Consider the following 13,965-nt stretch of genomic DNA (forward strand, 5'->3'; position numbering starts at 1 on the left):
TTCTTTTTATTATAGGTTAATATTATTTTTCTACACCAAATTTATATATTGTTTTTTGTTTATATTGATTTTCTGGTTTTAATATTACAGAAGGGAAATAAGGATGGTTTGGTGTGTCTGGGAAATGTTGAGCTTCAAAACATATTGCGCTTCTTCTTGGGAATGTGGCCCCGTGCTGTCCTTTGTATCCGTCAGCCCAATTGTCGGTATATACTTGCATTCCCGGTTCTGTGGTATACACTTCCATTGTTCTGCCGCTTATAGGTTCTTTGATGCGTGCTGCAAAACTGAGTTCGCCTTCTTCTTTTTTGTTCAGTACAAAGCAATGGTCATATCCTGCGCCATTCTTTATCTGTTCGTTGTCGGCATCAATGTCCTGTCCTACAGCTTTAGGTTTACGGAAATCGAAAGGAGTGTCTTTTACAAATCTTATTTCACCTGTAGGAATACACGTCTCGTCTATTGGCAAGTAGTAGTCTGCATTAATTTCGCAAATAAGATTGTCGATAGTCGGGGTAGGGTTTGCTATTCCTGCAAGACTGAAGAATCCGTGACTTGTCAGGTTTATTATTGTCTTTTTGTTTGTTGTAGCCATGTATTCAATGATAAGTTCATTGTCGTCATTGAATATGTATGCTACAGTTATTTTCATTTCTCCGGTGTAGCCCTCTTCACCGTATGATGAAACGTAGTTAATAATAAGAGTTTCATCGTTCATTCTAAGTGCATCCCACACTTTGGCATTGAATCCTTTCAGTCCTCCATGCAAAGAGTTTGGACCATTGTTTATAGCTAATTGATATTCTTTGCCGTTTAACTGAAACTTACCTTTGCATATTCTGTTGCCATATCTTCCGATTAATGTAGAAAGATAAGGTTCCGGACTGTTGATTACGTCTTGTATATTATCATGCCCTTGTATTACGTTTGCGTAATTACCATTTTTGTCGGGCATCATAATTGCAACTATAGCACCTCCGTAGTTAGTTATTGCAACTTCGTTTCCTGATTTGTTCTTTAGAATAAATAGATCTGTATTTTTTCCGTCAATTGTGGTTTGAAAATCTTCTCTTTTCAAACCACAGAGGTTTGGTGTTTCATTTGTGTCCATAATATTACTTTTTAGTTAATAAATTCTATGCAAAGTAAACTAAAAAAGTTGAGAAACACAAATGAAACACCTAAAAATATCTCATATTGTTATTAAAAACCGTTAAAGGCAATCATTAAGAAAGTCGGCTACAATATAGCTGCTTCCGCCAACGAAGATAAAGTCATCTTTATCTGCTTCTGCAAATGCTTTATTGTATGCAGTGGCCACGTCGGGATAGCATGTAGCCTCAAGATTAAGGCTTTCGCTTATTTCTTTAATTTTGTTTTCGTCAATTGCCCTTTTGGTATTTGCATGAGTAAAATAATATATTGCCTTTTGTGGAAGAAGACTCATCACAGTTTGAATGTCCTTGTCATCAACCATTCCGAAGACAATTCTCATTTTACGGCATTGCTGCATATTGAGCTGCTTGCTGATATATTTCCATCCTCCGACATTGTGCCCTGTGTCGCATACAACTTTTGGGGCGTCCATAATCTTTTGCCAGCGTCCTTGCAGGCCTGTCAGTTCAGAAACGTGTCCGATACCCTCCTTTATATTTGCCCCGCTTATATTAATGCCACTTTTGGCCAATACTTTAACAGCACAGAGTATGGTATTGGTGTTTTTCTCTTGATATATTCCTCCAAGTTCACCTTTTATATTGCCAAGGCTGATTGTTTCGTATTCTATGCCTCCGTCTGCCAATGCTTTAGAACTGATAATTTCTTTGTCCTTTTCAGCGAGGTATATTTTGCTGTGTTTTTGTTTGGCAGTGTCACAGAATACGGGTAGAGTTTCTTCTGTCGTTTCACCAACCACCACCGGTATACCTTCTTTTATTATTCCGGCTTTTTCTCTGGCAATGGCTTCGAGCGTATTGCCCAAGAATTGTGTATGGTCAAAGCTGATATTGGTTATTATAGAGAGTATTGGCGTTATAATGTTTGTGCAGTCAAGCCTTCCTCCCAGTCCCACTTCGATAACGGCTATGTCAACGCCTTGCTCTGCAAAGTATTTAAATGCCATAGCTGTTGTCAGTTCAAAGAAACTCGGGTGTAGAGGCTCAAAGAAATGTCTTTCGTTCTCTACAAAATCTATGACATATTCTTTGCTGACACATTCTCCGTTTACCCTTATACGCTCTCGAAAATCCTTGAGATGCGGCGATGTATACAAGCCGACCTTATATCCGGCAGACTGCAATATTGAGGCTATCGTGTGAGAGCATGAGCCTTTTCCGTTCGTTCCGGCTATATGGATTGTCTTGAAGTTTTGGTGGGGATGACCAAAATGTCTGTCAAGTTCGAGCGTATTATGCAACCCCTCTTTATAAGCAACAGCGCCCACTTTTTGAAACATAGGGACGCTGTTGTATAGATATTCAATTGTTTCTTCGTATGTCATTTTTCTGAAACTGTCAGTTGTTAACTGAAGTAATTTCTGAATTTCTGGAATATGGTGCGTTTTGTAGCTGAGTCACCTTTAAAGTTATCGCTCTCGCGCATCTCTTCCAGAGCCTTCTTTTCTTTCTGGCTAAGTGTCTTCGGTACGTAAACGCTGATGTTTACAACCATGTCGCCATTGCCTCTGCCATATCCTTGAACTGCCGGCAGACCTTTGTTTCTGAGTCGCAGAGCCTTTCCGGGTTGAGTTCCCGGCTCGATCTTTACTCTTACGCGGCTTCCGTCAATTGTCGGAATTTCAACGCTTCCACCAAGAGCTGCGGTAGGGAAGTCAAGAAGAAGGTTATATATAATGTCGTTGTCGTCACGGATAAACGTGTCGTTCGGCTCTTCTTCTATATATACCTGTATGTTTCCGGGTGTTCCGTTGTGTCTTCCTGCATTGCCTTTTCCAGGTACATTTACTATCATGCCTTCAGAGACACCGGCAGGAATGTTGATTTCAACAACTTCTTCACCCTTTACAACACCAGTTCCGCCGCAAGCGTGGCACTTGTTCTTTATAACTGTACCTTCACCGCCGCATGTAGGACATACGCTTTGAGTCTGCATCATGCCGAACAGGCTTTGAGTGGTGCGTGTCACCACACCGCTGCCATGACATGTCGGACAGGTCTCTCTTGCGCTTCCGTCTTCAGCACCTGTTCCGTGGCAGTGGTTACATGTAACGTCACGCTTTACTTTGAATTTCTTGGTAACGCCTGTTGATATTTCCTGCAATGTGAGTTTTACTTTTAGACGTAAATCCGAACCGCGTTGCTGAGCAGGACGATGCTGGCCTCCGCCGAATCCGCCCCCGCCAAAACCGCCGAATCCTCCACGTCCGCCGAACACATCGCCAAACATGCTGAAGATATCATCCATACTGAAACCGCCCGCACTGCTGAAACCGCCAAAGCCTCCGCCGCCGGCAGGACCGTTAAATCCAAACTGATCATATTGCTGTCTCTTCTGCGGGTCATGCAATACGTCATATGCCTCGGCTGCTTCTTTGAATTTTTCCTCAGCTTCCTTGTTTCCAGGATTACGGTCGGGATGATATTTTATGGCAATTTTTCTATATGCCTTTTTTATTTCGTCTTCAGAGGCGTCTTTGCTCACGCCAAGCACCTCATAATAATCTCTTTTTGCCATTGTTAAATGTTAGATGTTTATTGTCCAAAAACTTTTGTTACAAACATGCCCGTAAAGTTATTGCCCTACAGCAACTTTTGCATGTCTTATAACTTTGTCGTTGAGAGTATATCCCTTTTGGACACAGTCTAAGACTTTTCCTTTTTTATCATCGCCCATTCCGGGGACCATTGCCACAGCCTCATGATAGTCTGTGTCAAAGTCCGCATCTTCTGTCTTGATTTCTTTCACGCCAAGACTTTCCATCGTTTTGTTGGTCTTTTGGTGAATCAGTTTCATGCCTTCTCTTATGACTTCAATGTCATCAGTCTTCTCGGCATTTTCGATGGCGCGTTCCATATCGTCAATTATAGGCAGAAAAGCCTGAACAGCCTTTTCTGATCCGTTCAGTATCAGTTCGGTCTTTTCTTTCAGAGTCCTTTTCCTATAGTTGTCGAATTCAGCTACAGAGCGAAGATATTTATCCTTGAGAATCTCTATCTCTTTGAGAGCTTCTGCCAGAGGATCTTTTTCTTCCTCTTTTTCTTCATTTTCTTTATCTGTGTCGGCAGCGTTTTCTTCAGCCTCAGTGTCTTGTTTTTCTTCAGCCTCTTCAGTAGCAGTATTATCCTGGTTTTCTGCCTTTTCAGATTCTTTTTCTTTTTCTGCAGCGCTTTCTGATGATGTCTTTACTTGTTCATCATCTATATTAATTTTTTCTTTCTTGTCCATGATGTTAAAACTTTTTGTAGTACGTGCAGCAAAAATCTTGCCAAACCAAGTTGCTGACATTTATTCGTACATTTTGGCACGCTGTTCTTTCAGCTGTTCATCGTAAATATAGTCGTCATACTGCATGAGCTTGTCGATTGTTCCTTTAGGAGTAAGCTCTATTATGCGGTCTGCCACTGTCTGGATGAACTCATGGTCGTGGCTGCTGAACAGGATGTTGCCTTTGAATCCTACCAGGTTGTTGTTGAAAGCCTGGATGCTTTCAAGGTCAAGGTGGTTGGTTGGCGTGTCAAGGATAAGGCAGTTGGCGTTCTTGAGCTGCATGCGTGCTATCATACAGCGCATCTTCTCACCACCGCTCAACACGTTTACTTTCTTCATCACTTCCTCTCCGCTGAACAGCATTCGGCCAAGATATCCTTTCATCATCACTTCGTTGCCGGTGCCAAACTGTCCAAGCCATTCAACGAGGTTCATGTCGCTGTTGAAAAACTCGGTGTTGTCGAGTGGGAGATAGGCTGTTGTTATTGTTACACCCCATTTATATGTTCCGGCGTCAGCCTGTCTGTTGCCGTTTATTATTTCAAACAAGGCTGTCATGGCTTTCGGGTTGTGACTCAGGAACACAACCTTCTGACCCTTTTCTATGTTGAAGTTTACATTGTCGAAAAGCACAGTTCCGTCTGCGTCAACAGCCTTCAGACCTTCTACTTCAAGAATCTGGTTGCCCGGCTCACGCTCCATCTGGAATATAATTCCCGGATACTTACGTGATGAAGGACGGATTTCTGCGATGTTAAGTTTTGCAAGCATCTTCTTGCGGCTTGTTGTCTGCTTACTCTTTGCCACGTTGGCAGAGAAACGGCGGATGAACTCTTCAAGTTCTTTCTTCTTCTCTTCTGCTTTCTGGCGCTGGTTCTGAGCCTGACGCAGTGCCAGCTGTGAGCTTTCGTACCAGAACGAGTAGTTACCTGCGAACACTGTTACTTTGCCGAAGTCGATGTCTACGGTCTGTGTACTTACAGCATCAAGGAAGTGACGGTCGTGGCTTACCACCAATACAGTCTGTTCAACGTTGCTGAGATATTCCTCCAGCCACTGAACTGTGTCGAGGTCAAGGTCGTTGGTAGGCTCGTCGAGCAGCAGGTTGTCCGGATTACCGAACAGGGCCTTGGCCAACATTACGCGTACCTTCTCGTTGTTAGACAACTCGCTCATCTGCTTGCTGTGCAGATTCTCTTTGATTCCGAGGTTCGACAGCATTTGCGCTGCATCGCTTTCGGCATTCCATCCGCCCATCTCGGCAAACTTTTCTTCAAGCTCTGCCACCTTGTTGCCGTCTTCGTCGTTGAAGTCTTCTTTCATGTAGAGGGCTTCACGCTCTTTCATGTTCTGCCATAACGGCTGATGTCCCATAAGCACAGTGTCCATCACGCTGTACTCATCATATTTAAAGTGATCCTGATCCAATACGGAGAGACGCTCTCCAGGGCCAAGCTCAACGCTTCCTTTGTTTGGCTCAAGTTCTCCGCTTATGGCTTTAAGCAGAGTTGATTTGCCTGCACCGTTGGCGCCGATCACGCCATAGATGTTGCCGTTTGTGAACTTGATGTTTACATCCTTGTAAAGTACTCTCTTTCCAAACTGAATTGCAAGATTTGTGACTGTTATCATTCCTATTTTACCTTGTATTATATTTTGGCTGCAAAATTACAACTTTTTATCTGATATTCCAAATTTAAGATAAAAGGCTTTGTAAACATTTCGTGTAAACGGCAGAAAACTTGCTGTTTGGGCTTTAAATGGCTGACTATTAATAGCTTTAGTCATTTGTCGGTATCTGCTTGTCGTGCTGTTGTATGTTATGTTCTTTCACTTTTGTATGATAGTGTCTGCATGCTGAATTACAATGTTGTGGCAGATGCCACATTAAGTTTGTCGATGTCCATGTTACATCTTAAACCCCAATCTGTCATTAGACTGCACATAGTTTGTGCATTCCTGCTTTCAGCCCGTCTTTTTGTTTCTGTTGTCGTCTTTTTTCCGGCTTTTTCTTGATACTGTCCGTTATGTCTGTAAAAATCTAACGAAAATATGCTCAATATAAAGCAAAAATCCCGACCGGATAATAACACCAGATTGGAGTTAAACTCATGTAGCGCCTGCGGGAAACATTATCAAAGGCTTGTAACAAAAGTTTTGTTTATTTATATACTGCAGGAATCGTCTTCTTGCATATTCTTCTTGCATTTTTCTGATGCCCGTTTGTGCTGTCTGTACGGCTGTTCTTGTGTCCGTAGTTCACATCCTGCTGAAGAAAATCATGCGCCACACGGGCGTTCCGTCAATATTTATCAGCAATGCGGCAAGGGCGAGAGCCACGCATATTGTTATGATAACAACCGTTCCGGCTCTCACCAGTCGCGGCGGCACGCCGCCTATTATGTTGCGCACCTTCTCGCTTCTCAGTTCTATGTTGTCTTTTTCGTCCATGCTCCGTTTCCTTTCTTTCTTTTTTTAATATGTTGCCGTCTGTTGTGCCGGCATCGTGTGTCCGTGGTTATGTCTGCGCCTTGCCGGTTGCCGGCGGCTGAGGCTCAGTTGCCGAGTTCAAGCTGGTTCTTTACCAGTTGGTAGTACATCCCGCGCTTCTCGGTGAGTTGCTCGTGAGTGCCTGTCTCTGCCACGTGCCCGCCGTCTATCACCACTATGTTGTCGGCATGTCTTACCGTGCTCAGCCTGTGTGCCACTATCACCACCGTGCGCCCTTTGTAGAAGCGGCTCAGGTTTTCAACTATGGCACGTTCGTTGTTGGCGTCGAGCGAGTTGGTCGCCTCGTCCAGAAATATGTAGTGAGGATTCTTATACACCGCCCTTGCTATCAGTATGCGCTGCTTCTGTCCCTGGCTCAGTCCCATGCCGTCGCGTCCTATCTTTGTGTCAAACTTCAGCGGAACGCTCATCACGTAGTCTTTTATGCAGGCTATCTCTGCCGCCTTGACCATCCGTTCCTTGTCAATGTCGCCGTCGTCTACGGCTATGTTGCGCGCTATTGATTCTGAGAATATCACTCCGTCCTGCATCACCACTCCGCACTGCCGTCTCCACCAGTCGAGGTCTGTCTTTGTCAGGTCTGTGCCTCCTGCGGTTATCTGTCCCGCCTCCACGGGATAGTAGCCCAGCATCAGTTTCACGAGCGTTGTCTTTCCGCTGCCCGACGCACCTACTATTGCCGTAACCTTGCCTTCGGGTATGTACAGGCTCACCCCATCTATGGTCTTTGATGGCGAGTGAGGGTCGTATCTGAAGCTTATGCCGTCGAGCCTTATGTCGTGTGTCATGTCTGCGGGCCGCATTACGTGGCCTTTGGCGTTTTCGTCGTCAGCGCGGTGAATCTCGTTTATGCGCTCAAGGCTTATCTTCACGTCCTGCAGCGAGTAGAGAAATCCCATCAGCTGGTCTACGGGACTGTTAAGCTGACCTATTATATACTGCACCGCGAGCATCATACCGAGCGTAAGCTCCCCGTTGATCACCGCCGTTGCCGACACCACCGTTATTATTATGTTCTTCAGCTCGTTTATGAATATGCTTCCCGCCTCCTGTGTCTGCTGCAGCTTCAGGCTCTTCATCTGCACGCCGAAGAGGTCGGCCTGTGTGTCCTCCCATTCCCAGCGGCGCCGCTGCCGGCAGTCCTGCAGCTTTATTTCCTGCATTGACGTTATAAACTCGTAAGTCTTGTTGCTGTTTATTGCCTGCTGCTCAAACAGCTCATAGTCGAGCACCTTGCGCCTTTTCAGAAACATGGCTATCCATAGGGCATACAGTGCGCTGCCGGCGGCGAATATTATAAATATTACCACGTTGTATGTAAGCAGCACTATGCCGAACACCACGAGGCTCAGCATTGAGAACATTACGCTAAGCGTCTGTCCCGTCAGAAAGCTGTTTACGCGCGCGTGGTCGTTCATGCGCTGCAGCAGGTCGCCTGTAAGCTTTGTGTCAAAAAACGACATGGGCAGCCGCAGCAGCTTGATGAAGAAGTCGCTCACGAGCGATATGTTCACGCGCATGCTTATGTGCAGCAGCAGCCAGCGGCGTATAAAGTCGAGTGCCGTGCGGCTCAGCGTCAGCATGAGCTGTCCCAGGAGCACGAGCCACACGAATCCGATGTCGCGGCTCTTTATTCCCACGTCGACAATGGCCTGTGTGAGGAACGGAAGCACGAGCTGCAGCACGCAGCCTAAGAGCAGTCCGGCTATAATCTGTCCGAAATATTTTCTGTACTTCTTTATGTATCCGAACAGAAAGCGGAACGAGCGGCTTTCGCCGTGGCTATTGCCCCGCTTGTTGTCATAAAAGGCAGGAGTGGTTTCTATAAACATTGCCACGCCCTTGTCTTCTCCGCCCGAACGTGTGCTCACCCAGTGCTTATCCATGTCTTTCTTCCTGCATATTGCAAAGCCTTTGCCGGGGTCGGCAATATAAAACTTCTGTTTCTTTACGTCGACCTTATACAGCACCACAAAGTGGTTCTGGTTCCAGTGCAGTATGCACGGCAGCGGAGCTTCTGCCAGATTGTCGAGGCTTACCCGTCCGCATACCGTATGCAGTCCCAGCTTTTCGGCCGCCTCGCTTATGCCCAGCAGCGATACGCCTTCTGACGTGGCGAAGCACAGCTTCGACAGACTGTCGAAGCTGTAGTCTGCCCCGTAGTGGCTGCATATCATGCGCAGGCATGCTATGCCGCACTGCATCGCGTCGTGCTGAAGGTATATCTTAAAGTTTTTCATTTAATGATGTTGAAATCATACATTTTAGAACGTAGGAGTATCCATCTGCGTATTGCTGATTGTAGGCAGTTTCTGATTCTTTATCTTCTTTCCTGCCGTGAAGTTCCATGTAACAAACAGCACTACATGCGAATCCGGTGTAAGCAAAGTGCGTCTCTTCTCCCAGCCGTCACCGAACATAGTGAGTTTCTTTGTGTTGTAGAGTATGTTTTCGTACAGAAGGCTCACGTTCATCTTTCCTTTCATCAGCGACACATATCCGCTGACGTCCATTTTGAACCTCGCGTTATTCTCGTAGCTTTCGGTCCTGTTTTTGCTCGATGCTGTCATGTTAAGCGTAAGTCCTAAATACTTGTTTATCTTGAAGTCGTTGTTGCTTCTGAACGTAAAAGTTCCGTGGTTAATCTTGTTCTCGCCGCTGCGTGAATGTCTGTATAGATATGCAATGCTTGTATTGGTGTGCCAGAAGCTGAATATACGCCCTGTATAGTTCATCGTGAACGACTGCTGCATGCAGTAGGCTGAGTTTTCAGGCCTGGTGTAATACACGCCCGGGCGGTTTTCGTCCTTATGCATGATTACACTCACAATGTCGCTTCCGTAGCTCATGCTATATGAGAAAGATAAACGTCTGTTTAAAGAGAAATACAGCTCTACATCGTCATACACCTCCTTTTTAAGATCTGTGTTGCCTATGCTGTAGAGGTCGTCTCCCTGCCATGTCACGTTAGGAATACGGTAGCCGTAGTTGGGCAGATAGAACATGCGGCGGTAGCTGATGCTCAAATATCTCATCTTGTTTTCGTCGATGGTCCACTGTCCTGACAGCGAGGGGCATATTCCGTCCTGCCATCTCTCGAAGTTGTTTGAGCTGTCAAGATAATCCTTGTATTTCTCGTTCGTTCCGCTGTATCTCATCCCGAACTTCAAGAACAGCGACTTGCTTGGTATCAGGCTGTATTCAGCCCATGCAGAATAGTAATCCTGATTCAGGCGATACTTGGCGTCGTCTATATATGACATCGTCTTTGTGCCGCGGTTGTTGTTCGTGTTGGACATATAGTAATACTCAAGACCGGCTGTCAGGTTCATTTTATCGTTAAACTTGAAATAGGTGTATGGTGATACAGACACTACGTCAAAGTCATAATCCTGCCTGGCATTGTCAAGCATTCCGTTTTTGTTGTATTCCTGACCGTTGTCATATTTGCTTTTTGAATAGTCTATACGCATGTTCAAGAAGTTTTCACCTCCGTTGCCCAGTCCCTTGCGGTATTGTGTGCCTATGCTGTATGCATGACTGATGGGCTTAGTCTCTATATTGAGAGTGTCGTTTCCGCTTATGCTGTTCTTTGACGTTCTGTTCCAGCTTGCCGACACTCCGCCGTACAGGTCTATCCTGTCTGTCTTGTTGAAGGCGTATCTCAGCGACAGGTTGTCGCCAAAAATCCTGTATCTGGTTGTGTTGTGCTTATATGTGTAAGAGTCGTCGCTGCTGTTATATTCTTTTGTGAGAATGTCAGGATATTTTCCACATTCAAAGGCCGTCAGATAGTTGTTAATCGTAAATTTTCCCTTGGTGTAAAGCAGGTTCAGTCTCGGCGATTCGCCGTACAGATCCTCGGTGTTCATACCTCCGTATACGGTTGCCGAGCCTATGAGGCCTCCTTCTTGCCTAAGATGTATTTTCACCACTCCGCCCGTAGCCTTCTCGCCATACGATCCGTCGGCGAACGGAATTATCTCAATGTCTTCAATCATTGAAGGCGGTATCGACTTGAGCTGGTCGAAACTTATCTTTCTGTCTTCCAGATAGATAAGGGTATTCTGCTTTCCGTTCAGGCTCAGACTGCTTTCCGTAACATCTATGCCGCGCACATATTTAAGAAAATCTTGTGTGCTCTTTCCCTTTGTCAGCGGGTTTCCTTTCACTTTCACAATGGTTTCGCCCGTACGTTTCTGCCTGGTGTAGTTGGCCATCACGGTTATGCCTTCGAGCATCTCGGCCGAGTCGTCCATGCGTATATTCCCCAAGTCTGTATTGCCTTTCACAGTTATGTCGCTTATGTAGTCGGCAAGTCCGATATATGTTATCTTCAGCTCGTAATTGCCGTTGTCAAGGGCGCTGAACGAGAACACTCCATTGTCGTCAGCCACAGCCTGCCGTCTGAACGCACTGTCGCCGGCCATGGTTAAAGTTACACTTGCACGCATCACAGCCATGCCTTCTTTGTCTACAACACGGCCCGTCATGCCATACTTGTTTTCCTGAGCGCCCGAACCTACAGATATCAAGGCGAAAATTATGAAAAGCAGAAATCTCATACCTATATTTTTTGTATTAATACATATAGTTGTTAAACATAAAATATTTTTCAGATTGTATGCTGTTGCTGATGTATTTTATTCCTGATGGTATTTAGCATAAATGCCTTTGCCAAATCTTTATGACATTTGGGCGTATATCCTTCGATCTTTTTTTGTATACATGCGATTGAGAAAAAACAACTTGGCAATAGTTCACATTCCATACACTCTTTTCTTAAAAATGGCGATTGGGTAGTATAATACTTATAATACATATTATTAGGTAAAAATTTTCCGTCAGCGTTAATCTTACCAATACAGTATTTTCCGTTATAATCGCGTGCTGTACATTTGTAAACATCCAAATTATAATTTATAACAAATTGTTCCATATTTTCAACGTAACAAACAGAGCAGCGATACAGAAATGATTTCTTATCAATATTATTATTGTAGCCTTTTTCATGTGCCTTGTTCTTAAGCTCAAGCACTTTATTTGAAAGTGAATCAAGTTTTTTACTTTCTTGCCATACAATTTGTGGGGATACATGTATAAAGTTTCTTACATCTTCGTCAAAAGAGTCAAGTATTGATTTTGCGTTATCAATGTTGGCTTCAGTATAGTTTATCCGTAATTCGATATTTGGATTTTTGATTATTTTACAAAGCGTATGTATGTTTCTAACAATTATATCATAAGAATCTTTCATTGATGGCGAGAATCTTACTTTGTTATGGTGCTCTTTGTCACCATCCAGGGTTATCTGAAATTGACGTAAATTTATTTCATCCATTTTCATTGCCATGTCATCATTTATCAGACTTCCGTTTGTCGTGATAATATTTGAAAATATTATATTATTACGTTCACACCATTTTTTAAATATTTTAGACAACGGATAAATTATTTGCGAAAATCTCAAAAGAGGTTCTCCTCCAAACCAGTCAAGAACTACATTTTTTATATTGTTGTTTTGTATTTCTGATTTTATAAAACGAAGAATAGATTTAGCACTTTCCTTTGTCATCAATGATGCTTTATGGTCTTCGTAACAATACCAACATCTAAAATTGCAGCTAAGAGTTGGAATAATTGTTATTCGCAATAATTTGCTGTTGTAACGGCTTATCAGATTTCCATAACGTATACCACATGTTTCATCAATGTCGTCGTTAATGATAAAACCGTTATTTTCTAATGTCTTGCATATCTCTGCCGGCAATATTTGTAAGTTCTTATTCTCTAAAGCAGAGTATAATTCATTGTCAATCTTCAACAAAGCATTGGATATTTGATTAAAAATATAATGCTTTTCTTGATCTTTATAAAAAATGGTATATTTGCTCAACTTCATAGTATTACTTTTTAGATTAAATTTATTTGTTTAGATACGTCTGTTATTTTTTATAACAGACGTATCTTAATTTTGTTATTAAGAGTTCAATTTACTTACCATCACCTGACCCTGGATTGACGATAGGTTTGTCTGGTTTAGGCTCATTTTTATCGTCAATTTCACCTTCACAAGTGCATAAGAAACCATTTGAATTTCCGTCACCGGTGCATTTACATACTCCTCCATTGGTATTGTTTCCTTGTACACCCGTTCCACCTGCAATTTCTGCCAATTGTTCAACGTTTAACAATTCGCCTTCAGTTATAATTCGTTCGATTTTTATAATTTTAAGAATTAAAATGTTATGTTTTCCTTAACACTAATATAAACATTTTGTCGACTTAAACATTTATATGTGCTTTTTGTACAGAGGTTTCAGGTTTTTGCCTCTATATATTAACGGACTTTATGATCGGCCATTCCATTTAATCCAGTCGCTATATTATTATGTACCTTTTCTTTATCATCATTATTAATCAAATCTTTAGTTAATCAACTTATAGCATGTTAAACTTAATCTCAACTAAGATTCGTAATGTTATTTAAAAGTTGATTTAAATTTGATATTATGTCGTTTATATTTTTCTAAATTTTATTCTATCTCAATTTCACAATAATATATGTATTTGCCGTCATCTAACTGCAGTTCATAAATGCCTTGCATATCAGCTGGCAATTCCACTTCGTTGGCTCCTGCCGGTATATCCATTGAATAGATGGCGATGTCATTGTCAACCAACCTTAAAACGATATTATTAAACTGTCCAAATAAATATAATGTATTGCTACATAAGCCTATTGACGGACCTTTTATCGGAGTGTATAAAGGCGGATTTCCAATTGGGGCAGTTTCAAAATCATTATCAGCCTTTACCTGCAATTGTAAATAATCCCCATAAAAAGGAATATCGACGGATTGTGCCGATGTGTGTGCTGTAAATGCCATAACGGCAAACATTATTAATAATAACTTTTTCATAATATTTTGGTTTTAAATTCAATCGCAAAGTAACAGAATTTAGAAAAAGGATGCAAATATTTTAAGAATTGATTTTTCACAAGTT

At 42.8% G+C, this 13,965-nt stretch carries 11 protein-coding genes; all 11 read right to left on the reverse strand.

Features of this window, described 5'->3' with window-relative positions:
• Positions 1-22: 22 nt before the first annotated feature.
• A complete protein-coding gene (locus tag EJL04_RS03570; protein ID WP_125104079.1) occupies positions 23-1,114 on the reverse strand; it encodes an aldose epimerase family protein in 1,092 nt (363 codons plus the stop codon).
• Positions 1,115-1,213: 99 nt separating this feature from the next.
• Positions 1,214-2,500 (reverse strand): bifunctional folylpolyglutamate synthase/dihydrofolate synthase, encoded by a 1,287-nt coding sequence (locus tag EJL04_RS03575; protein ID WP_125104080.1) that lies wholly within the window; start codon positions 2,498-2,500, stop codon positions 1,214-1,216.
• A gap of 20 nt (positions 2,501-2,520) precedes the next feature.
• Positions 2,521-3,693: a molecular chaperone DnaJ gene (dnaJ, locus tag EJL04_RS03580; RefSeq protein WP_021855625.1), complete on the reverse strand. Its 1,173-nt coding sequence runs from the start codon at positions 3,691-3,693 to the stop codon at positions 2,521-2,523.
• Positions 3,694-3,750: 57 nt separating this feature from the next.
• The gene (locus EJL04_RS03585; protein WP_125104081.1) at positions 3,751-4,404 is read right to left on the reverse strand and encodes a nucleotide exchange factor GrpE; all 654 of its coding nucleotides are present in this window, start codon (positions 4,402-4,404) and stop codon (positions 3,751-3,753) included.
• A 60-nt stretch (positions 4,405-4,464) separates the two neighbouring features.
• Positions 4,465-6,078, reverse strand: a complete 1,614-nt coding sequence (locus EJL04_RS03590; RefSeq protein ID WP_021855627.1) for an ABC-F family ATP-binding cassette domain-containing protein — start codon at positions 6,076-6,078, stop codon at positions 4,465-4,467.
• Positions 6,079-6,705: 627 nt separating this feature from the next.
• Positions 6,706-6,897, reverse strand: a complete 192-nt coding sequence (locus EJL04_RS03595) for a hypothetical protein (RefSeq protein WP_125104082.1) — start codon at positions 6,895-6,897, stop codon at positions 6,706-6,708.
• Positions 6,898-7,001: 104 nt separating this feature from the next.
• Positions 7,002-9,197: a peptidase domain-containing ABC transporter gene (locus EJL04_RS03600; RefSeq protein ID WP_125104083.1), complete on the reverse strand. Its 2,196-nt coding sequence runs from the start codon at positions 9,195-9,197 to the stop codon at positions 7,002-7,004.
• A 24-nt stretch (positions 9,198-9,221) separates the two neighbouring features.
• Positions 9,222-11,522: an outer membrane beta-barrel protein gene (locus EJL04_RS03605; RefSeq protein ID WP_125104084.1), complete on the reverse strand. Its 2,301-nt coding sequence runs from the start codon at positions 11,520-11,522 to the stop codon at positions 9,222-9,224.
• 50 nt (positions 11,523-11,572) lie between these two features.
• Positions 11,573-12,859, reverse strand: coding sequence for a radical SAM/SPASM domain-containing protein (locus EJL04_RS03610; RefSeq protein ID WP_125104085.1), 1,287 nt, complete (start codon positions 12,857-12,859; stop codon positions 11,573-11,575).
• Between the two features lie 91 nt (positions 12,860-12,950).
• A complete protein-coding gene (locus tag EJL04_RS03615) occupies positions 12,951-13,133 on the reverse strand; it encodes a hypothetical protein (RefSeq protein ID WP_125104086.1) in 183 nt (60 codons plus the stop codon).
• Positions 13,134-13,493: 360 nt separating this feature from the next.
• Positions 13,494-13,880, reverse strand: coding sequence for a hypothetical protein (locus EJL04_RS03620; protein ID WP_125104087.1), 387 nt, complete (start codon positions 13,878-13,880; stop codon positions 13,494-13,496).
• Positions 13,881-13,965: the final 85 nt, after the last annotated feature.

Source organism: Prevotella marseillensis (assembly GCF_900625065.1).
Lineage (GTDB): Bacteria > Bacteroidota > Bacteroidia > Bacteroidales > Bacteroidaceae > Prevotella > Prevotella rara.

Coding starts and splice junctions, on each gene's coding strand:
- EJL04_RS03605 (WP_125104084.1), bottom strand. CDS start 11,522: ATGAGATTTCTGCTTTTCATAATTTTCGCCTTGATATCTGTAGGTTCG.
- dnaJ (WP_021855625.1), bottom strand. CDS start 3,693: ATGGCAAAAAGAGATTATTATGAGGTGCTTGGCGTGAGCAAAGACGCC.
- EJL04_RS03585 (WP_125104081.1), bottom strand. CDS start 4,404: ATGGACAAGAAAGAAAAAATTAATATAGATGATGAACAAGTAAAGACA.
- EJL04_RS03575 (WP_125104080.1), bottom strand. CDS start 2,500: ATGACATACGAAGAAACAATTGAATATCTATACAACAGCGTCCCTATG.
- EJL04_RS03610 (WP_125104085.1), bottom strand. CDS start 12,859: ATGAAGTTGAGCAAATATACCATTTTTTATAAAGATCAAGAAAAGCAT.
- EJL04_RS03590 (WP_021855627.1), bottom strand. CDS start 6,078: ATGATAACAGTCACAAATCTTGCAATTCAGTTTGGAAAGAGAGTACTT.
- EJL04_RS03600 (WP_125104083.1), bottom strand. CDS start 9,197: ATGAAAAACTTTAAGATATACCTTCAGCACGACGCGATGCAGTGCGGC.
- EJL04_RS03620 (WP_125104087.1), bottom strand. CDS start 13,880: ATGAAAAAGTTATTATTAATAATGTTTGCCGTTATGGCATTTACAGCA.
- EJL04_RS03595 (WP_125104082.1), bottom strand. CDS start 6,897: ATGGACGAAAAAGACAACATAGAACTGAGAAGCGAGAAGGTGCGCAAC.